The organism is Kitasatospora sp. NPDC048239 (assembly GCF_043202015.1).
In the GTDB taxonomy this organism is placed as follows: domain Bacteria; phylum Actinomycetota; class Actinomycetes; order Streptomycetales; family Streptomycetaceae; genus Kitasatospora.
In genome coordinates this window covers 442,653-461,050 of sequence record NZ_JBICZP010000002.1, presented here as the reverse complement: position 1 = coordinate 461,050, position 18,398 = coordinate 442,653, and the positions used below count along the sequence as shown (strand labels likewise).

Sequence of the window (18,398 nt, the reverse complement as noted above, 5' to 3'; positions counted from 1 at the left end):
GGCGGGAATCTAGCCCCGCACCCTCACCAGTGCGTCGACGACCCGGGCGTCGTAGACCCGCCCGCGCCCCATCCGCAGCGCCTCCAGCACCTCCAGCCCCCCGACCGCCTCCCCCACGCCCCGCCCCCGGGCCGCCGTCAGCAGGTCGTCGTGCGCGTTGGCCACCCGGATGATCCGCGCCGCCAGCGGCACCGAGCGGTCCGCGCCCCCGTCCGGCCCGTGCCACGGGTCCGCCGACCGGGCGACCTGCTCGGCCACCTGCCGCGGCACCCCCGTCCGCCGGATCACCTCGCTCCCCAGCCGGGCGATCCGCTGCTGCTCCTCGTCCGACAGCAGCGCCGTCGCCCCGTCCGGCACCGGCTCCACCAGCGACAGCTGCCCGACGTCGTGCATCAGCGCCGCGTACTCCAACAGGGCGAGCTCACGGGTGCCCAGCCCCAGCTCGCGCCCCAGCGCGCACGCCGTGTCGGCGACCCTGCGGGCATGCCCCGGCGGGGTGTAGCCGGCCACCTCGGTGGCCTTGGCCAGGCTGGCGATGGTCTGCCCGGTGGTGGCCCGGGCGGCGGCGGCCCGCCGGAACGACACCTGGGCCAGCAGCAGCGGCGCGCAGAACAGCGGCAGCGCCCAGAGCCCCACCTCGCCCGCCGCGAGGCTGACCAGCATCCCGGTGGCGACGATCGCCGAGCCGATCCCGAACAGCGAGCGCAGCTCGTCCTCCAGCGCCGCCGGGAACCGCAGCCCGCTGCGCGCCCGCCGCAGCGCCGCGGCGAGCGTGGCATCGCACAGCGCCGCCAGCGCGGCCACCACGGTCAGGAACACCCCGTACGCGGGGCCGTCCGGCGAGTACCGGTCGACCAGGCCGCTGTTGTAGAGCGGTTGGAAGAGCACCGCGGCGAAGCCCACCCCGATCAGCCGCCGGGCCGCGGTGTCCCGCCGGGCCGGGTCGTTCCACGGCCGCCGCCGGTGCCGCCGCGCCGACCGGGGCACCACCGCCGAGGGAAGCAGCGCGAGCAGCATCCCCACCCCCGCGACCACGACCACCTGGAGCACCCCGTGGGCGGTCGGCAGCCCGCGCAGCGGCCCCAGCAGGGCGTAGGCGAGCGCCCCGGCGGCCCCGATCGGCGCCTGCTCGCGATCGCCCGGAAGGGTGATCCGGACGCACTCGCCGAGCGCGATCAGCACGACGAAGGCCAGCGCCACCCCGGGCGCGGACACTCCGCGCACCACGACCGCCCCGAGCGCCACGGCGAACAGCCCGACCGCCCCGGCGTGCACCGCCCCCGGACCGGGCCCGAACGCCGCCGTCCCGCGTGCCCGGCCGGTCCCGCCCATCCGGCCCGCCCCGCCCGTCCCGATCACGGCTGACCGGCCATCGGCCCGGTCCCGCCCTGGGCCGGCACCCGGCGCGGGGCCGCCCGGGCCGGCTCGGGCACCCCGAGCGGAATATCCGGCACCGCCCGGATGCAGTCGCCGGGCGGCGGCAGCACCGGCTGCCAGTCGTGCACGGCGAGCGCGTCCACCAGCGCCCCCACCATCACCGGGTCGAACTGGCTGCCCGAGCAGCGCTGCAGCTCGGCGACCGCCTCGGTGACCGGCCGCCCGCGCCGGTAGGAGCGCGTCGAGGTCATCGAGTCGAAGGCGTCGGCCACCGAGATGATCCGGGCGAACTCCGGGATCTGCTGCCCCACCAGCCCGCTCGGATAGCCCCGGCCGTCCATCCGCTCGTGGTGGTGCAGGATCCCGGCGTGCGCCTCGCCGAGGAAGGCGATCCCGTGCACCAGCTCGTACCCGTACACCGGGTGCACCTCCACGGCCCGTCGCTCGGCCTCGGTGAGGGGACCGTTTCTGCGCAGCAGCTCGGTGGCCACGCCCAGCTTGCCGACGTCGTGCAGGATGCCCGCGAACCGCAGCGTGCGCAGGCGCTCGGCCTCCATGCCCAGCTGACCGGCGATCAGCACGGCGGCCCTGCCCACCCGTTCGCTGTGGCCGCGGGTGTACGCGTCCTTGATCTCGACCGCCTGCACCAGCGCCTGGACGGTGGCCTGGTGGGCGTCGCGCTCCCGGTGGCCCTGGGCGAACACCCACGCGGAGATGGAGAGCGGCAGCAGCGCCAGCAGCGCCGCGAAGGCCCCGTACGGGCCCTGCCAGAGCACCGCGACCATCAGTCCGCCGGCCGCGTGCACCAGGACCGGCAGCCCGACCGCGGCGGCCGGCCCGCGCAGCAGCACCCCGGGCCGCCGCCCCTCGGCGAGTACCAGCATCACGCCCACCAGCACCCCGTTGGCCAGGCAGAACGTGCCGACGGCGGCCAGCGCGGGCAGCAGCGCGGCCGGGAACCGCGAGCCCAGCAGCAGCTGCGGCCCGCACAGCAGGTGGAACACCACCGAGGAGGCGAACGCGCAGAGCGCGAGCTGCGAGCCGTTCCACAGCTGCCGCAGCCAGAAGTGCGGCTCGGGGTGGCCGAGCAGCCCGGCCGGGACGGCCACCAGCGCGGCGGCGGCGGGCGGCAGCATCAGCACCCCGGCGAAGAGCACCGGGAAGAAGGCGTTCGCCCCGGACCGGGTCGGGGCCCGCTCCGGCAGCGGCCGGCGCAGCACCAGCCGCAGCAGCCGCAGACAGGGCGTGGGCAGGCCCTGGGCGAGCGACTCCCAGCAGCCGTGCAGGAACGCCAGCAGGCCGACCTTGGGCCAGTCGACCGGCCCGCCCAGCCAGCGGGGCGCCCCGAGCGGGAGCGCGTCGGACAGCAGCGGCAGCAGGCAGCAGAGCGCCGCCACCGGGACGGCCACCAGGTACCGCACGGCGCCCTCCCGCAGGGCTTCGCCTCCACTGTCGGTAGCGATCTCGACCTCCCCGCCGTCCTGGCCCGCTCTGCGCTCAGCGCGCCGGGCGGACCGGCGGTGAGTGTCCGTCAGGAGGATAGGCCGCCGCTCCGGTGCAAGGACGCATGATCGCGGAATGCCGCAGCTGGCGCATTACCAACTCACTCGAACGAGTGACGGCGCATACGAGCAGAAAGGGAGCGGCCCCGGGAGCGCGTGCTCCCGGGGCCGGGTGTCCAGGTATCCGTGGAATCCGAGGTGTCAGGCCTGTCCGGCCGATCCACCCGGCACGGCGGGCCCACCGGATCCGGCCAATCCGCCGTATCCGATGCGAACACGCGTCCGCCCGCCGGTCGGCGGACCGCCGCTCACTCCGCCGGAGCGCCCGCCTCGACCGACGCGCCCACCGACCGGACCGCCGCCTCGGTGGCGGCCTTCGGCGGCACGGCGACATGGACGTCCGCGGCGTCGACGGCGACCACCACCGCCTCGCCGGAGCGCTGCCCGGCACGGATCGAGTCGATCCTGGCCAGCACCTTGCCGCGCAGGTCGGCCGGGGTGTCGTCGCACCCGCAGCAGCGCTTGATCAGCGCCTTGATCGCCTGCTCCAGCCCGTACTTCTCCAGGCACGGGGAGCACTCCTCGAAGTGCACCCGCAACTTGTCGTAGTCGCCCTCGGCCATCTCGTTGTCGAGGAATTCATAGAGGTGGTCGAGGACCTCGCCACACTCGGTGTCGTGCGGATCGCCGCAGCTCATGAGCCCGAGCCCTTCGCTTCCTGCCCTGCCCCGCTGCCGGCCGGGACGAGCCCGCGCTCACGGGCGTAATCCTCCAGCATGCCGCGCAGCTGACGACGGCCGCGGTGCAGCCGGGACATCACCGTACCGATGGGAGTACCCATGATGTCCGCGATCTCCTTGTACGCAAAGCCCTCTACGTCCGCGAGATAGACGGCGATACGGAATTCCTCCGGAATGGCCTGGAGGGCGTCCTTCACGTCGCTGTCCGGGAGGTGGTCGAGCGCCTGGGTCTCGGCCGAGCGCAGACCGGTCGACATGTGCGACTCGGCCCTGGCCAGCTGCCAGTCCTCGATCTCCTCGGCGGCGGTGCGCTGGGGCTCCCGCTGCTTCTTGCGGTACGAGTTGATGAACGTGTTGGTGAGGATGCGGTACAGCCAGGCCTTGAGGTTGGTGCCCTCACGGAACTGGTGGAAGGACGCGTACGCCTTGGCGAACGCCTCCTGGAGCAGGTCCTCCGCATCGGCCGGGTTGCGGGTCATCCGCAGCGCCGCCGAGTACATCGGATCCAGGTAGCCCAGGGCGTCGCGCTCGAAGCGCTCCCGCCGGGCCTCCTCGCTCTCCTCCGCCGACACCCGGAAGGTGTCCTCACCGATCGCCTCGGCCAGCTCCTCACCGGTGAGCGCCTCGCCCGTGGGCAGGCTCTCGCCCGGGCCCCTGCCCGGCTCGGCCTCGTGCTCGGTCCCGACGACCGGACCCACCTCCTCGGCATGGCGCCCCACGGCGGGCCGCCCCGAAATGGAGGATATCGGCCTGACGGGCTTCTCGCCCGCGGCAATCCACTCCGACCATGCAGGGGCAAAGGCCGTGGCGGCCTCGCGCTCCTCCGGCCGCTCGGGGCACGCGATCGAACCCATCTGTGCTGCCTTCCACCTCGGGACTCAAGCTGACGAGGGTGTCAACCACACCGAGGGCGCCCGCATTCCCGCCCCGCCCCCTTGATTCACCCGCCAGGGTGAGCGGGCGGCCACAGCCCGCTCACGAACCACCCGTAGCGGCCCTGAGCAGCCCCGACAGCCAGCCGCCGACCGCGCCGGTGATCAGCTCCAGCACCTCCTCCTGCCCGATCGGCGCCCGCTTCGGCACGTCGAACCCGTGGCCGCCGTACGGCACGGACACCAGCTCGTGCCCGGCCGGCAGCTCCGGGAACTCCGCCGGGCCGCCGAACGGATCGGCCACGCTCTGCACCACCAGCGTCGGCAGGCCCGACTCCAGCAGCTCCTGCGCCCGGCTCTTCTCCGGCCGCCCCGGCGGGTGCAGCGGGAACGCCAGTGCCAGCACCCCCACCGCGCCGGTGGCCGCGCCCGTCCGGCAGGCCACCCTGGCCCCGGCGCTGCGCCCGCCGACCACCAGCGGCGGCCCGTCCCCGGCCAGCCGCTCGGCGACCGGCGTCCAGGCCGTGTCCAGGGTCTTCGGCGCCGGCCCGAGCCGCTTGCCCGCCACCCGCCACGGCTGCTCGACCAGCGCCACGGTGAACCCCAGCGGCGGCAGCGCGGCCGCCAGCGCGGCGAGGTCCCTGGCCTCGATCCCGCCGCCCGCGCCGTGCCCGAGCGCCAGCACCGCCGCCTGGTCGGCCGCCCGGTGCCAGGTGATCCGGGCGTTCCCGGCGGGGGTGGGGAGGAGTTCGGTGGTCATCGTGCGGGGCTCCCGGTTCGGAAAGGCGCGGTGCTCGGAGAACGCGGTGTTCAGAAGAGCGTGGTCTCGTGCTCGACCTCGGTCCACGGCCGGGTCAGCTCGGGTCCGTTGTTGCGGATGCTGCCGACGGCCGGCGAGACCGGGGTGGCCAGCAGCGCACCGGGCGGCGGAGGTATCAGCAGTCGGCGCAGCTCCTCCGGTTCGACCGCCGCCGGGTCGAGCCAGTCGTCGAAGGAGCCCGGGTCGAGGAAGAGCGGCATCCGCTCGTGGATCGGCGCGAGCAGCTCCTCCGCCCCGGTGGTGACGATGGTGAAGGTGACCAGCCACGCCTCCGGGTGCCCGGCCGGCACCGTCCGGTTGCGCCAGAACTCGTACAGCCCGGCCAGCGCCAGCGGGGCGCCGTCCGCCCGGGAGACGAAGAACGGCTTCTTGCGGGGCTTGCCGCGCTCACCCGGCAGCGTCTGCCACTCGTAGTAGCCGTCGACCGGCAGGATGCAGCGCCGGGACGCGAAGGCCTGCCGGTACGAGGGCTTCTCGTGCACCGTGTCCGACCGGGCGTTGATCATCTTCACCGCCGTCTCGGCGGACCTCGACCACTGCGGCACCAGGCCCCAGCGCAGCACCCGCAGCTGCCGCACCGGCTTCGTGCCGCCCTTGGGCACCCGGTCCAGCACCACGAAGGCGCTCTCGGTCGGGGCGACGTTCCAACTGGGCGCCAGCGTCTCGGCCGGATCCCACTGCCGGACGCCGAACAGCTCGACGATGTCCTCGGGCCTACTGCTGGAGGCGAAGCGACCGCACATGCCGTCAGCTTGCCACGCGCCGCACTCTCACCGATTCCTCATCCCGAACAGCGGAACCCCCCGCCGCCGCCCGGCCGTCCCCGCATGGGAGGCTGCCACCTCGGCCGCCGGACCGCAGGCAGGGAGCGCACGCATGGACACCCAGAGCATCGGCGAGGTGTGGGACCGCGTCACCGGCACCCAGCCCGCCCCGCCCGGCTGGCTCGTCCTGGCCACCGGCGCCGCCGCGCTGCTCACCGTGCTGTTCCGGCCGCTGTGGCGGTTCGGCCGCAACGCGGTGACCATCGCCCACGAGGGCGGCCACGGCCTGGTCGCCCGCCTCACCGGCCGCAGGCTGGCCGGCATCCGGCTGCACTCCGACACCTCCGGCCTGACCCTCTCCTACGGCCACCCCACCGGGCCCGGCATGGTGCTCACCGCCGCCGCCGGCTACACCACCCCCGCGCTGCTCGGCCTCGGCGGCGCCGCCCTGCTCGGCGGGGGCCGGATCACCCTGCTGCTCTGGCTGGCCATCGCGCTGCTGCTGGCCCTGCTGGTCCGGATCCGCAACGCCTTCGGGCTGTTCTCCGTCCTGCTGGCCTGCGCCGCCTTCCTGCTGGTCTCCTGGTACGGCAGCACCGAGGTCCAGGCCGCCTTCGCCTACCTCGGCAGCTGGTTCCTGCTGTTCGGCGGCGTCCGCCCGGTGGTGGAGCTCCAGCACCAGCGCCGCCGCGGCCAGGCCGGCGACTCCGACGCCGACCAGCTGGCCCGGATCACCGGCATCCCCGGCCTCGCCTGGGTGACGCTGTTCCTGGTGACCGCCCTCGCCTGCCTGGCCCTCGGCGCGAACTGGCTGCTGGGCTACTAAGCCGTCCTTGCAAAGACCCCCCAGGGCGCGGCGGCCGCCGGACCGTCCCGCCATCCGGCCACGGGCGGGGACAGTTCCCGTACGGCCCCTAAACTTGCCCCATGACCGAGACCCTGTGGCCCGCCCCCGTCGCGACCACCCCCGTTGACGCCACCGTCACCATCCCCGGCTCCAAGTCGGTCACCAACCGGGCCCTGGTGCTGGCCGCCCTCGCCGGCGAGCCCGGCTGGGTGCGGCGCCCGCTGCGCAGCCGCGACTCCCAGCTGATGGCCGACGGCCTGCGCGCCCTCGGCGTCGGCATCGAGGAGCGGGTCAACAACGACGCCGGCGGCACCGGCGGCGGCGAGGCCTGGCGGGTCATCCCCGCGCCCGCCCTGCTCGGCCCCGCCTCCATCGACGTCGGCAACGCCGGCACGGTCATGCGCTTCCTGCCCCCGCTCGCCGTCCTCGCCGACGGCCCGGTCCACTTCGACGGCGACCCCCGCAGCTACGAGCGCCCCCAGCACGGCGTGATCAACGCCCTGCGCGCGCTCGGCGGCCGGATCGACGACGGCGGCCGCGGCGCCTTCCCGCTCACCGTGCACGGCACCGGCGCGCTGGACGGCGGCCCGGTCGAGCTGGACGCCTCCTCCTCCTCGCAGTTCGTCTCCGCCCTGCTGCTCTCCGGCGCCCGCTACAACCAGGGCGTCGAGGTCCGCCACGTCGGCGGCCCCGTCCCCTCCCTCCCGCACATCCGGATGACGGTGGAGATGCTGCGCCTCGCCGGGGTCCAGGTCGACGCCCCCGAGGACGGCGGCGAGAAGGACGTCTGGCGGGTCACTCCCGGCGCCCTGCTCGGCCGCGACATGGTCGTCGAGCCCGACCTCTCCAACGCCGCGCCGTTCTTCGCCGCCGCGCTGGTCACCGGCGGCCGGGTCGCCGTCCGCGACTGGCCGAAGCACACCACCCAGCCCGGCGACCAGCTGCGCGAGATCTACACGCGGATGGGCGGCGTCTGCGAGTTCACCGACGAGGGCCTGCAGTTCACCGGCAGCGGCCGGATCCACGGCATCGAGGCGGACCTGCACGACGTCGGCGAGCTGACCCCGGTGATCGCCGCCGTCGCCGCGCTGGCCGACTCCGAGTCCCACCTGTACGGCATCGCCCACCTGCGGCTGCACGAGACCGACCGGCTGGCCGCGCTCGCCAAGGAGATCAACGACCTCGGCGGCGACGTCACCGAGACCGAGGACGGCCTGCGGATCCGCCCGCGCCCGCTGCACGGCGGCGTCTTCCACACCTACGAGGACCACCGCCTGGCCACCGCCGCCGCGGTGATCGGCCTGGCCGTCAAGGGCGTCCAGGTGGAGAACGTGGCCACCACCGCCAAGACCCTGCCCGACTTCCCGGTCATGTGGGCGGACCTGCTCGGCGAAGCGGTGGCGGGCGGCTGAGCGGAGACTGAGCACATGCGCCGCTACGGCAAGGACGCCGACGAGGACGACATCCGCAACCGCCCCGCACGCCGCGGCTCCCGGCCGCGGACCCGGATCCGGCCCAAACACGACGACGCCGCCGAGGCGATGGTCCTCACCGTCGACCGCGGCCGGCTGACCTGCCTGCTCGACGCGGGCACCCGGCAGGAACGCGAGATCGTCGCCATGAAGGCCCGCGAGCTGGGCCGCAAGGGCGTCGTCGTCGGAGACATCGTCAACATCGTCGGCGACCTCTCGGGGGACGCCGACACCCTGGCCCGGATCGTCCGGGTCGAGGAGCGCACCTCGGTGCTGCGCCGCACCGCGGACGACGACGACCCGTACGAGCGGATCGTGGTCGCCAACGCGCAGCAGCTGGCCATCGTCACCGCGCTCGCCGACCCGGAGCCCCGGCCCCGGCTGATCGACCGCTGCCTGGTGGCCGCCTACGACGCGGGCATGGAGCCGCTGCTGGTGCTCACCAAGTCCGACCTGGCCCGGGCCGAGCCGCTGCTGGAGTCGTACGCCCCGCTCGGCATCAACTACGTGGTGACCCGTCGGGACGAGCTGGCCACCGAGGGCGCCGAGGCCGTCCGGGCGCACCTGCGCGGGCTGTCGACGGTGTTCATCGGGCACTCCGGCGTCGGGAAGACCACCCTGGTCAACGCCCTCGTGCCGCTGCACCAGCGGACCACCGGGGTGGTCAACGCGGTGACCGGCCGCGGCCGGCACACCACCGTCTCGGCGCTGGCGCTGCGGCTGCCGCCTCCCCCCGGGGTCAAGCCGGGCTCGAAGAAGGCGCTCGATCCGGGCTGGGTGATCGACACCCCGGGCTTCCGCTCCTTCGGCCTCTCGCACATCGACCCCTCCCGGGTCATCCTCGCCTTCCCCGATCTGGAGCCCGGCACCGCCGACTGCCCCCGCGCGTGCAGCCACGACGAGCCGGACTGCGCGCTGGACGCCTGGGTGGCGGACGGCCACGCCGAGGCCGCCCGGCTCTACTCGCTGCGCCGGCTGCTGGCCAGCAAGGAGACCCGCGAGGGGGACTGACGGCGCGGCGCGCCGCTTGTTTTCCGCGCGTTCGAGGTGTCGGACCGGCCAGGCCTGGTGATCATAGGAAAGTCGGGCCGGGTTACGGTCCGACACCTCGATCGACAGGGAGAGCACGCGATGGCATGGGCCCTGGTGATCCTGGCCGGCCTGCTGGAGACCGGCTTCGCGATCAACCTCAAGCTCAGCGAGGGGTTCACCAAGCTCTGGCCCACCATCAGCTTCTGCGTGTTCGCCCTCAGCAGTTTCGGCCTGCTCACCCTCTCCCTGAAGAGCCTGCCGGTCGGCCCGGCCTACGCGGTGTGGACCGGGATCGGCGCGGCCGGCACCGCGATCTACGGCATGGTCTTCCTGGAGGAGACCACCTCGGCGCTCAAGCTGGTCTCGATCTCCCTGGTGATCGCCGGGGTGATCGGGCTCCAGCTGAGCGGCTCGGCGCACTGACGCGCGGCTCGGCGCCGCCCCGAGCCGTACGGCCCCGGACGCCCGCCCGCCCCTGGCCGGGGGCCCTCGCGGGGTGCTCCACGGCGGCCGGACGCACGGCGTCCGCTCCGCGAGCCCGACTGTCCCGATCGGGTACGGCTCGCTAGGGTTTCGACCATGGCCGACTACCACGACGATCTCCGACTCGCCCATGTCCTCGCCGACTCGGCCGACTCGATCACCCTGGAGCGCTTCCGCGCCCTCGACCTGAAGATCGAGACCAAGCCCGACCTGACCCCGGTCAGCGACGCCGACAAGGCGGCCGAGGAGCATGTGCGCGGGGTCCTCCAGCGGGCCCGACCGCGCGACGCGGTGCTCGGCGAGGAGTTCGGCCTGCAGGGCTCCGGCCCGCGCCGCTGGGTGATCGACCCGATCGACGGCACCAAGAACTACATCCGCGGCGTACCGGTCTGGGCCACCCTGATCGCGCTGCTGGAGGACGGCCCGGACGGCGTGGAGCGCCCGGTGGTCGGCATCGTCTCCGCCCCCGCGCTGAACCGCCGCTGGTGGGCCGCCAAGGACCTCGGCGCCTTCGCCGGCCGCAGCCTGGCCAAGGCGAGCCGGATCCACGTCTCCGGGGTCTCCCGGATCGAGGACGCGTCGTTCTCCTACTCCTCGCTCTCCGGCTGGGAGGACCGCGGCCGCCTCGACCCGTTCCTGGACCTCACCCGGGCGTGCTGGCGCACCCGCGCCTACGGGGACTTCTGGTCCTACATGATGGTCGCCGAGGGCGCGGTGGACATCGCCGCCGAGCCCGAGCTGTCGCTCTGGGACATGGCCGCCAACTGCGTCATCGTCGAGGAGGCCGGCGGCCGCTTCACCGGCCTGGACGGCGTCCCCGGCCCCGGCGGCGCCGACGCGGTCGCCTCCAACGGCCTGCTGCACGAGGAGGCCCTGCGCCGCCTCAGCGTCTGAGTCCTTCCCCGTTCATGGGTGCGGGCCCGTGCCGACCGGCTTTCCGGTCGGCACGGGCCCGCGGCTCATCGGGGACGCGGCGGCGTCACTTCTGCTTGCGTAGCTCCCGCACCGCCTCGTCCAGGCGCCGGCCGTAGTCGGCGTCCGCCTTGCGGAAGTTCTCCACCGCCCGCTCGACGATGTCCTCGCGGTCGGCCGAGACCTTGGCGATGAAGCCGGCCAGGTTGGCGATCAGCCGCTGCTTCTCGTCCTCGGAGAACAGCCGGTACAGGGTGCCGGCCTGCACGAAGTCGTCGTCCTCGCGGTGCGAGGGCGCCTCGTGGGTGCCGGTGGCCCCGGTGACTGCCGTGGCGGCCCACAGCGGGCGGTTGGTCTGCACCGCGCCGCCGAAGCTGTTCGGCTCGTAGTTCTTGCGGCGGCCGTGGCGGCCGTCGTACAGGTGGCCGTCCCGGCTGTTGGTGAGCGCCTCGGTGGCGTGCGGGCGGTTCACCGGCAGGTGGTCGGCGTTGATGCCGACGCGGTAGCGGTGGGCGTCCGCGTAGGCGAACAGCCGGCCCTGCAGCATCTTGTCCGGGGACGGGCCGATGCCGGGCACGAAGTGCGCCGGGGAGAAGATCGACTGCTCGACCTCGGCGAAGACGTTGTCGGGGTTGCGGTTGAGCTCCAGCCGGCCGATCTCGATCGGCGGGTAGTCCGCGTGCGGCCAGACCTTGGTCAGGTCGAAGGGGTTGAAGCGGTAACCGGCCGCGTCCGCCGCCGGCATGATCTGGACCTGCACCGTCCAGCTCGGGAACTCGCCGCGCTCGATGGACTCGCGCAGGTCCCGCTGGTGGCTGTCCGGGTCCTCGCCGGCGAGCTTCGCCGCCTCGTCGGCCGTCAGGTTCCTGATGCCCTGGTCGGTCTTGAAGTGGTACTTGACCCAGAAGTACTCGCCGGCCTCGTTCTGCCACTGGTAGGTGTGCGAGCCGTAGCCGTTGAGGTGGCGGTAGGAGGCGGGGATGCCGCGGTCGCCGAACAGCCAGGTCACCTGGTGGGTCGACTCGGGCGACAGGCCCCAGAAGTCCCAGACGTTGTCCGCCTCCTGCGAGCCGGTGTACGGGTCCCGCTTCTGGGTGTGGATGAAGTCCGGGAACTTGATGGCGTCCTTGATGAAGAACACCGGGGTGTTGTTGCCGACGAGGTCGTAGTTGCCCTCCTCGGTGTAGAACTTCAGCGCGAAACCGCGCGGGTCGCGGACGGCGTCGGCGGAGCCGAGGTTGCCGGCCACGGTGGAGAACCGCAGGAAGGTCTCGGTCTGCCGGCCGACCTCGGAGAGGAAGTGCGCCCGGGTGTACGCGGAGACGTCGGCGGTCACCGTGAAGGTGCCGTACGCGGCGGCGCCGCGGGCGTGCACCACGCGCTCCGGGATCCGCTCGCGGTTGAAGTGCGCGAGCTTCTCGAACAGCTGCTGGTCCTGGATCAGCGCCGGACCGCCGACACCGGCGGTCTCGGTGTTCTGGTTGTCGGCGACGGGGGCACCCGCCTCCGTGGTGAGGGTGGGGCGCAGCTCGTCCTGAGTGGTCATAAGAGGGTGCCTCCGCGTGATCCGGTCGTGATGAACCGATCCTAACTTGGACTCTGTCTAAGTCAATACTGGAACCAGGTCCGGAGCGTCACTTACCCTGTACCCATGAGTGATCTGCTGGAGCGACTTCGCGGACGTGGGTGGCGGCTGACCTCGCAGCGCCGGGTCGTTGCCGAGGTCCTCGACGGTGAGCACGTCCACCTCACGGCCGAGGAGGTGCACGCCCGCGCCGTCGAACGGCTCCCCGAGATCAGCCGCGCGACGGTCTACAACACGCTGGGCGAGCTGGTCTGCCTCGGCGAGGTGCTGGAGGTCGCCACCGACGGCCGCGCCAAGCGCTACGACCCCAACGCGCACCACGCCCACCAGCACCTGGTGTGCTCCGGCTGCGGCGCCATCCGCGACGTCCACCCGCAGGGCGACCCGCTGGCCGCGCTGCCGGCCGCCGAGCGCTTCGGCTTCGTGGTCTCCGGAGCCGAGATCACCTACCGCGGACTCTGTCCGGACTGTACGAACGGACCCTGACCGCTACGCGCTCAACTCGGCGTGCAGCGCGCCCAACAGGCGCCCCGCACGCTCCGCGACCTCGGCCGGGCCGTAGTCCGTGGCCCGCCGGCACCAGTTCTCCGCCTGGACCGGCTCGCCGCGCCGCAGCGCCAGCAGGGCCAGCCGCAGCGCCGCCCGCCCGTGCCCGGCGTCCGCGGCCCGGGTGTACCAGAGCATCGCCTCGGCCTCGCTGTCCTGCCGGGCCAGCAGCAGCCCCAGGTTGAACGCGGCGCTGCGGCTGCCCGCCTCCGCCGCCCTGCGGTACCAGCTCTCCGCGATCTCCAGCGCGCCGCGCTCGGCCGCCCGCACGCCCATCCGCACCTGGGCCCGCCGGTGCCCGGCGTCCGCCGCCAGCGCGTACCAGTGCTCGGCCTCCGCGTCCGCGTCCCCCCGCCGGTCCAGCACCGAGGCCAGCCGGAACGCGCCCTCCGCCGAACCGCCCGCCGCCGCCTGCCGGTAGCGGTCCAGGGCGCCCGCCAGATTGCCGCGCTGCTCCTGGACGACCGCCAGCTGGAGCGCCGCCTCGCCGTGCCCCTCGGCGGCGGCGCGCGCGTACCACTCCTGCGCCTGCCGGTGCTCGCCGCGCCCGGCGTGCAGGACGCCCAGGTTGAACGCGCCGTCCACGCTGCCGGCCTCGGCGGCCTTGGAGAACCACGGCTCGGCGCCCGACTCGTCGCCGCGCTGGAGCAGCACCACGGCCAGCGCGTTGCAGGCCTCCCGGTGCCCGGCGTAGGCGGCGCGGCGGTACCACTGCTCGGCCTGCTGGTCGCGGCCGGCGCCGGCGCAGAGCAGACCGAGGTTGAAGGCCCCGTTCTGGTCCCCCGCGTCCAGCGCGCTGCGGTACCAGCGCTCGGCCTCCGCGGCCTCGCCCCGGCCGGCGTGCAGTGCGCCCAGCGCGTTGGCGGCGTTGCCGTCCCCGGCCTCGGCGGCCTCCTGCCACCAGTCGGCCGCGGCGGCGGGGTCGCCGGAGTCGCGCAGCAGGAAGCCCAGCGCGCAGGCGGCCCGCGGCTCGCCGTTCTGCGCCGACTGCCGGTACCAGCGGGCGGCCTCCTCCAGCAGCGACTGGTCGGTCCTGGCCCGCTCCTCCAGCAGCACCCCGAGGCGCAGCGCCGCGCGGGCGTGGCTGCGCGCCGCGGCGGTGCGGTACCAGGTCTCGGCGGTCTCCTTGTCCCCCGCGGCCTCGCGCATCCGGGCCAGCCGGTAGGCGGCCTCGCGGTGCCCGGCGTCGGCGGACACCTTGAACCAGCGCTCGGCGCGCACGTCGCGCCGGTGCTCCATCAGGTCGCCCAGCGCGTACGCCCCGAGCGGGTGGCCGTGGTCGGCGGCGAAGTGCAGCCAGTACTCGGCGGCCTCCTCCTCGCCCTGGTCGCGCAGTTGGAGGCCGAGCGCGTGCGCGGCCGGTGCGCTGCCGGCCACCGCGGCCTGCCGCCACCACTGGGCGGCCTCGGCCCGGTGGCCCTGCTGGTGCAGCAGCACGCCGAGGTTGTTGGCGGCGGCGCGCAGCCCGGCGGCGGCGGCGCTGCGCAGGTACGGCTCGGCGTCCTCCAGTTCGCCGCGGCGCAGCAGCAGCGTGCCGAGCCGGCTGGCGGCGTCCGGGTCGCCGCCGTCGGCGGCCTGGCGGTGCCGGGCCTCCAGGGCGGCCTGCTCGCGGGCGGCGAGGGCGGTCTCGAAGCTGGCGGAGTCGAAGCCGACGGAGTCGGGGCCGGGCTGTCCGCCCTGCTCCGCCTCGCCCTCGGTGAGCGCGCCGTACGAGCCGATGGCCGCGGCGAACTGACGGGCGGAGACGTGCACCAGGCTGTCGGGGCCGTAGCCGTCGGCGGTACGGCGCTCGGTCAGTCCGCTGGTGCGCTGGGCGGGCAGGGCTCCGGGATGGCGCTCGGGGCTCTCCGCCCAGGCGTCGGTGTCCGCCTCGGTGGTCGCTGCGGGCTTGGCTCCTGGTCCGTTCCTGCCGATCAGCCTCATGCCGACTCCCGCTCCCCCAGAGTGCCGCGGCATCCTCCCCCGGCCTTCGGCCAGGGGGACCCCCAGGGGGCCTGCCGGATCCGACGGCCGGTCAGCAGCCGTGCAACGTCCCCCGTATGTCCCATCGTCGCATCACCCGCAACCCGCGTACACCTGCCCCGGCCGATTTCGGCGGGGCGGACCCGAAGCCGACGGAATTGCTTCGGCGCTTTGTCGATTTCCCGACACTTCGATGCCACAAACCCCGATGCCCGCAACGGTCGATAGTACCGGAGCGGGCCGGACCGCCCCCGGATGAAAACGCAAGAGGCCCGGAGGATGATCCTCCGGGCCTCTGCTGCTACTGAGTAGCGGGGACAGGATTTGAACCTGCGACCTCTGGGTTATGAGCCCAGCGAGCTACCGAGCTGCTCCACCCCGCGTCGGTAGTTGAACTGTAGCACGGGTGCGGGGTGGAACAGGAATCGGTTTTCCCAGCTCAGGGACTCGTACTCGGCCCGGGGGTCTGGGCGGGGGTCTGGCCCGGCCCGGTCGGTGCCGCCGTCGGCGCGGTCGTCGGTGCCGCCGTCGGGGCGGTGCCCGCCTTCTGCTCGGCGGCCGCCAGCTCCTTGGCCGCCTCGCTCTGCGCCTTCTGCGCCTGCCCGAGCGCCACCCAGTCCCCGGCCTTGGCCGCGTTGTCGGCGTCGGTCTGCGCCTTCAGCACGTTCTTGATCGCCTGCTGCAGCTCGGGCGTGATGGTGGAGCCCGGCGCCGGGGTCGTCGGGTTCGTCGGCGTGGTGGGCGACGTCGGCGTCGTCGTCCCCGGCGAGGTGGGCACGGTCGGCGTGGTGGCCGGCGCGGCGCCCGCGAACACCTTCTTCAGCGCCTCCTCCAGGGTGTTCTCAAAGGCGACGTTGTCGTTCCCGTACACCGCGAGGACCTTCTGCAGCGTCGGGTACTTCGCCCCGCGCCCGCGCACGTACACCGGCTCGACGTTGAGCAGCCCGCCGCCGACCGGCAGGGTCAGCAGGTTGCCGTACTCCAGGTCGGAGTCGCCGCCGCTCTTCAGCAGCGTGATCTGCTGGGCCACCTCCTGCCGCGAGTTGAACTGCGACTGCACCAGGTTGGGGCCGAGCGTCTTGCTGTCCCCCGGCACCTTGAGGATCCGGATCTTCCCGTAGTCCGGCCCCGGGTCCGCGCTGACCGCCATGAAGGCGGCCAGGTTGTCCCGGCCCCTCGGCACGAAGGTGGTGGTCAGCGAGAAGCTGGCCGAGGTCACCGCAGGGTCCGGCATCCGCACCGTCAGGTAGTACGGGGGCTGGAACTGCTTGGTGTCGCTGGTCGGGTCCACCGGGACCTGCCAGATGTCGCTGCCGTTGAAGAACGAGTCGGCGTCCGTCACGTGGTACTGGCCCAGCAGGTCGCGCTGCACCTTGAACAGGTCCTGCGGGTACCGCAGGTGCGGCATCAGCGTGGCCGGAATGTCGGCCTTGGCCTTCACGGTGTCCGGGAACGCCTTCATCCAGGTCTTCAGCACCGGGTCGTTCTCGTCCCACTGGTACAGCGTCACCTCGCCGGTGTACGCGTCCACGGTGGCCTTGACCGAGTTGCGGATGTAGTTGACCTGGTTGGCGGCGGTCAGCAGCTCACCGCGCTGGTTGGTCAGCGAGTCCTTGGTGGCGGTCCCCAGCGTCGTCTTCGACGAGAAGGGGTAGCCGTCCGAGGTCGTGTAGCCGTCCAGGACCCAGACCACCCGGCCGTTCTCCACCACCGGGTACGGGTCGCCGTCGATCGACAGCCACGGCGCGACCTTCTCGACCCGCTCCTTGGGCGTCCGGTCGTAGATCACCTTGGCGCCGTCGCTGATCGCGCCCGCGTAGAGGATCTGCGGCTCGGCGAACTTCACCGCGTAGGCGGCCCGGGTCAGCGGGTTGTCCAGCGAGACGCCGCTGCCGCCGGTGTACTTGTACTGCTTGTTCTCACCGGAGTCGGTGGTGTAGTCGATCTCCTGGTTGGAGCCGCCCACGATCGAGTACGTGCTGGTCTTCTCGCCGTAGTAGATCCGCTGCTGGTAGTCACCCAGCGAACCGGTGGCGGGCAGGCCCGACTCGGTGAAGACCGGCTGGCCCTTGTCGTTGACCTGGTTGCCCTTGGCGACGACCGCGCCGTAGCCGTGGGTGTACTTGAAGTGGTCGTTGATCCAGTTGCGCTGCACCCCGTTGAGGTCCAGCTCACGCAGGCCGATCACGGTGTCCTGGGCGCCCGCGCCCTTGCCGTAGCGGTCCACGTCCAGGGTCGACGGGAAGGCGTAGTACGAGCGCTGCTGCTCGATCGACTGGAAGGTCGGCGAGACCACGTTCGGGTCCAGCAGGCGGATGTCCGCGATGGTCTGCGCATCCGGCTTCAGCGCCTCGGCGTCCGTCGTGCCCTTGGGGCTGTACGGACTCGTCTGGCTGTCCGCGATCCCGTACGCCTGCCGCGTCGCGTCGATGTTCTTCTGGATGTACGGCGTCTCCTTGGCCTGCTCGTTCGGCTTGACCTGGAACTGCTGCACGATCGCCGGGTACACCCCGCCGATCAGCACCGCCGACAGCACCATCAGCCCGAGGCCGATCAGGGCCGGAGCCCAGGTGCGGCGGATCGGGGTCAGGAAGAACAGCACCGCGCAGATGATCGCGACGAAGAACAGGATCGTCTTCGCCGGCAGGAACGCGTTGGCGTCCACGTACCGCAGACCGGTCCAGCCGGAGACCTCCCGGTAGGAGCCCGTCTTCACCGCCAGCGCGTACCGGTCCAGCCAGTACGCCACCGCCTTCAGCAGCACGAAGATGCCGAGCAGCACCGCCAGGTGGCCCTGCGCACCCGCGCTCGCCCGACGGCCCGGGCCCTGCAGCCGCAGCCCGCCGTACAGGTAGTGCACCAGCACCGAGGCCAGCAGGGACACGATCAGCGCACTGAACGCGAACCCGAGCAGGAACTCGTAGAAGGGCAGCTCGAAGGCGTAGAAGGAGACGTCCAGGTTGAACTGCGCGTCCTTGACGCCGAAGGACGTCCCGTTGGTCCACAGCAGCCAGGTCCGCCACTGGCCGGACGCCGCGGCACCGGCCACCAGGCCGATCACCAGCGACAGCCCGATCAGCGCCCAGCGCTTGAACGGCGCCAGCCCGGCCCGGTAGCGGTCCAGGCTCTGCTGCTCCACCGACATCGCCGACAGCGGCGGCCGCAGCCGGTGCGCCAGCCAGATGTTGGCACCCGTGATCACGGCCATCAGCAGGCCGAAGACGGCGAACAGCCCGACCTTCGTCCAGAGCTGGGTGGTGAACACCGAGGAGTAGTGGACGGACTTGAACCAGAGCCAGTCCGTCCAGAACCCGGCGAACATGACGAACAGCAGGAAGAGCACCGCGAGTACGCCCAGGGTGAGCAGGGCGACCCGCGCACGCCGGGAGGGCGGGCCTACCCTGCGCCGGAATCCCGGCCCTGAGCGTTCCGGCATCTGGAATACCACGGTGGCACCTCAGCTGTGTCGTCTGGAATAGGTTCG

At 73.1% G+C, this 18,398-nt stretch carries 15 protein-coding genes and 1 tRNA gene; 6 read left to right on the top strand and 10 right to left on the bottom strand.

Annotated features, from left to right (window positions below):
* Positions 1–9 precede the first annotated feature (9 nt).
* The 6 genes from ACGFZP_RS06190 to ACGFZP_RS06165 form a co-directional block, all read right to left on the bottom strand.
* On the bottom strand, positions 10–1,332 hold the full coding sequence (locus tag ACGFZP_RS06190; RefSeq protein ID WP_392929115.1) for an HD-GYP domain-containing protein: 1,323 nt from the start codon (positions 1,330–1,332) through the stop codon (positions 10–12).
* Positions 1,333–1,355: 23 nt separating this feature from the next.
* The gene (locus tag ACGFZP_RS06185) at positions 1,356–2,798 is read right to left on the bottom strand and encodes an HD-GYP domain-containing protein (RefSeq protein WP_392929114.1); all 1,443 of its coding nucleotides are present in this window, start codon (positions 2,796–2,798) and stop codon (positions 1,356–1,358) included.
* Between the two features lie 389 nt (positions 2,799–3,187).
* Entirely contained in the window at positions 3,188–3,577 is a 390-nt protein-coding gene (gene rsrA / locus ACGFZP_RS06180; protein ID WP_392929112.1) for a mycothiol system anti-sigma-R factor, read from the bottom strand.
* Positions 3,574–4,317, bottom strand: coding sequence for a sigma-70 family RNA polymerase sigma factor (locus tag ACGFZP_RS06175; protein WP_387944636.1), 744 nt, complete (start codon positions 4,315–4,317; stop codon positions 3,574–3,576). Before ACGFZP_RS06175 ends, rsrA begins: the two co-directional genes overlap by 4 nt.
* A gap of 277 nt (positions 4,318–4,594) precedes the next feature.
* Positions 4,595–5,251 carry an alpha/beta family hydrolase gene (locus ACGFZP_RS06170; protein ID WP_392929110.1) on the bottom strand — a complete coding sequence of 219 codons (657 nt, stop codon included), beginning with the start codon at positions 5,249–5,251 and terminating at the stop codon, positions 4,595–4,597.
* 50 nt (positions 5,252–5,301) lie between these two features.
* Positions 5,302–6,054, bottom strand: a complete 753-nt coding sequence (locus ACGFZP_RS06165) for an SOS response-associated peptidase (RefSeq protein WP_392929107.1) — start codon at positions 6,052–6,054, stop codon at positions 5,302–5,304.
* A 133-nt stretch (positions 6,055–6,187) separates the two neighbouring features.
* Between ACGFZP_RS06165 and ACGFZP_RS06160 the strand changes: the two genes are divergently transcribed.
* The 5 genes from ACGFZP_RS06160 to hisN all read left to right on the top strand — a co-directional run bounded on the left by ACGFZP_RS06160 (position 6,188) and on the right by hisN (position 10,803).
* Entirely contained in the window at positions 6,188–6,901 is a 714-nt protein-coding gene (locus ACGFZP_RS06160) for a M50 family metallopeptidase (RefSeq protein WP_392929105.1), read from the top strand.
* Positions 6,902–7,002: 101 nt separating this feature from the next.
* Positions 7,003–8,334, top strand: coding sequence for a 3-phosphoshikimate 1-carboxyvinyltransferase (gene aroA / locus ACGFZP_RS06155; protein ID WP_392929104.1), 1,332 nt, complete (start codon positions 7,003–7,005; stop codon positions 8,332–8,334).
* A 15-nt stretch (positions 8,335–8,349) separates the two neighbouring features.
* Positions 8,350–9,405, top strand: coding sequence for a ribosome small subunit-dependent GTPase A (gene rsgA / locus ACGFZP_RS06150; protein ID WP_392929102.1), 1,056 nt, complete (start codon positions 8,350–8,352; stop codon positions 9,403–9,405).
* Between the two features lie 120 nt (positions 9,406–9,525).
* Entirely contained in the window at positions 9,526–9,849 is a 324-nt protein-coding gene (locus tag ACGFZP_RS06145) for a DMT family transporter (protein ID WP_392929100.1), read from the top strand.
* A gap of 156 nt (positions 9,850–10,005) precedes the next feature.
* A complete protein-coding gene (gene hisN / locus ACGFZP_RS06140; RefSeq protein ID WP_392929098.1) occupies positions 10,006–10,803 on the top strand; it encodes a histidinol-phosphatase in 798 nt (265 codons plus the stop codon).
* Between the two features lie 85 nt (positions 10,804–10,888).
* Here hisN and ACGFZP_RS06135 read toward each other — a convergent pair whose 3' ends face one another.
* Positions 10,889–12,367 carry a catalase gene (locus ACGFZP_RS06135; RefSeq protein ID WP_392929096.1) on the bottom strand — a complete coding sequence of 493 codons (1,479 nt, stop codon included), beginning with the start codon at positions 12,365–12,367 and terminating at the stop codon, positions 10,889–10,891.
* 105 nt (positions 12,368–12,472) lie between these two features.
* Between ACGFZP_RS06135 and ACGFZP_RS06130 the strand changes: the two genes are divergently transcribed.
* Positions 12,473–12,892, top strand: a complete 420-nt coding sequence (locus tag ACGFZP_RS06130; protein WP_392929094.1) for a Fur family transcriptional regulator — start codon at positions 12,473–12,475, stop codon at positions 12,890–12,892.
* Between the two features lie 3 nt (positions 12,893–12,895).
* On the opposite strand, the gene ACGFZP_RS06125 is transcribed toward ACGFZP_RS06130, so the two are convergent.
* The 3 genes from ACGFZP_RS06125 to ACGFZP_RS06115 form a co-directional block, all read right to left on the bottom strand.
* Positions 12,896–14,875: a tetratricopeptide repeat protein gene (locus ACGFZP_RS06125; protein WP_392929092.1), complete on the bottom strand. Its 1,980-nt coding sequence runs from the start codon at positions 14,873–14,875 to the stop codon at positions 12,896–12,898.
* 348 nt (positions 14,876–15,223) lie between these two features.
* Positions 15,224–15,297: transfer RNA gene (locus ACGFZP_RS06120), tRNA-Met, on the bottom strand.
* A 56-nt stretch (positions 15,298–15,353) separates the two neighbouring features.
* Positions 15,354–18,350, bottom strand: coding sequence for a UPF0182 family protein (locus ACGFZP_RS06115; RefSeq protein ID WP_392929089.1), 2,997 nt, complete (start codon positions 18,348–18,350; stop codon positions 15,354–15,356).
* Between the last annotated feature and the right edge of the window lie 48 nt (positions 18,351–18,398).

What these genes read in the sequence shown, in the direction of transcription:
- ACGFZP_RS06190 (WP_392929115.1), bottom strand. Translation starts at nt 1,332, where the DNA reads ATGGGCGGGACCGGCCGGGCACGCGGGACGGCGGCGTTCGGGCCCGGT.
- rsrA (WP_392929112.1), bottom strand. Translation starts at nt 3,577, where the DNA reads ATGAGCTGCGGCGATCCGCACGACACCGAGTGTGGCGAGGTCCTCGAC.
- ACGFZP_RS06170 (WP_392929110.1), bottom strand. Translation starts at nt 5,251, where the DNA reads ATGACCACCGAACTCCTCCCCACCCCCGCCGGGAACGCCCGGATCACC.
- ACGFZP_RS06165 (WP_392929107.1), bottom strand. Translation starts at nt 6,054, where the DNA reads ATGTGCGGTCGCTTCGCCTCCAGCAGTAGGCCCGAGGACATCGTCGAG.
- ACGFZP_RS06160 (WP_392929105.1), top strand. Translation starts at nt 6,188, where the DNA reads ATGGACACCCAGAGCATCGGCGAGGTGTGGGACCGCGTCACCGGCACC.
- aroA (WP_392929104.1), top strand. Translation starts at nt 7,003, where the DNA reads ATGACCGAGACCCTGTGGCCCGCCCCCGTCGCGACCACCCCCGTTGAC.
- rsgA (WP_392929102.1), top strand. Translation starts at nt 8,350, where the DNA reads ATGCGCCGCTACGGCAAGGACGCCGACGAGGACGACATCCGCAACCGC.
- ACGFZP_RS06145 (WP_392929100.1), top strand. Translation starts at nt 9,526, where the DNA reads ATGGCATGGGCCCTGGTGATCCTGGCCGGCCTGCTGGAGACCGGCTTC.
- hisN (WP_392929098.1), top strand. Translation starts at nt 10,006, where the DNA reads ATGGCCGACTACCACGACGATCTCCGACTCGCCCATGTCCTCGCCGAC.
- ACGFZP_RS06135 (WP_392929096.1), bottom strand. Translation starts at nt 12,367, where the DNA reads ATGACCACTCAGGACGAGCTGCGCCCCACCCTCACCACGGAGGCGGGT.
- ACGFZP_RS06130 (WP_392929094.1), top strand. Translation starts at nt 12,473, where the DNA reads ATGAGTGATCTGCTGGAGCGACTTCGCGGACGTGGGTGGCGGCTGACC.
- ACGFZP_RS06125 (WP_392929092.1), bottom strand. Translation starts at nt 14,875, where the DNA reads ATGAGGCTGATCGGCAGGAACGGACCAGGAGCCAAGCCCGCAGCGACC.
- ACGFZP_RS06115 (WP_392929089.1), bottom strand. Translation starts at nt 18,350, where the DNA reads ATGCCGGAACGCTCAGGGCCGGGATTCCGGCGCAGGGTAGGCCCGCCC.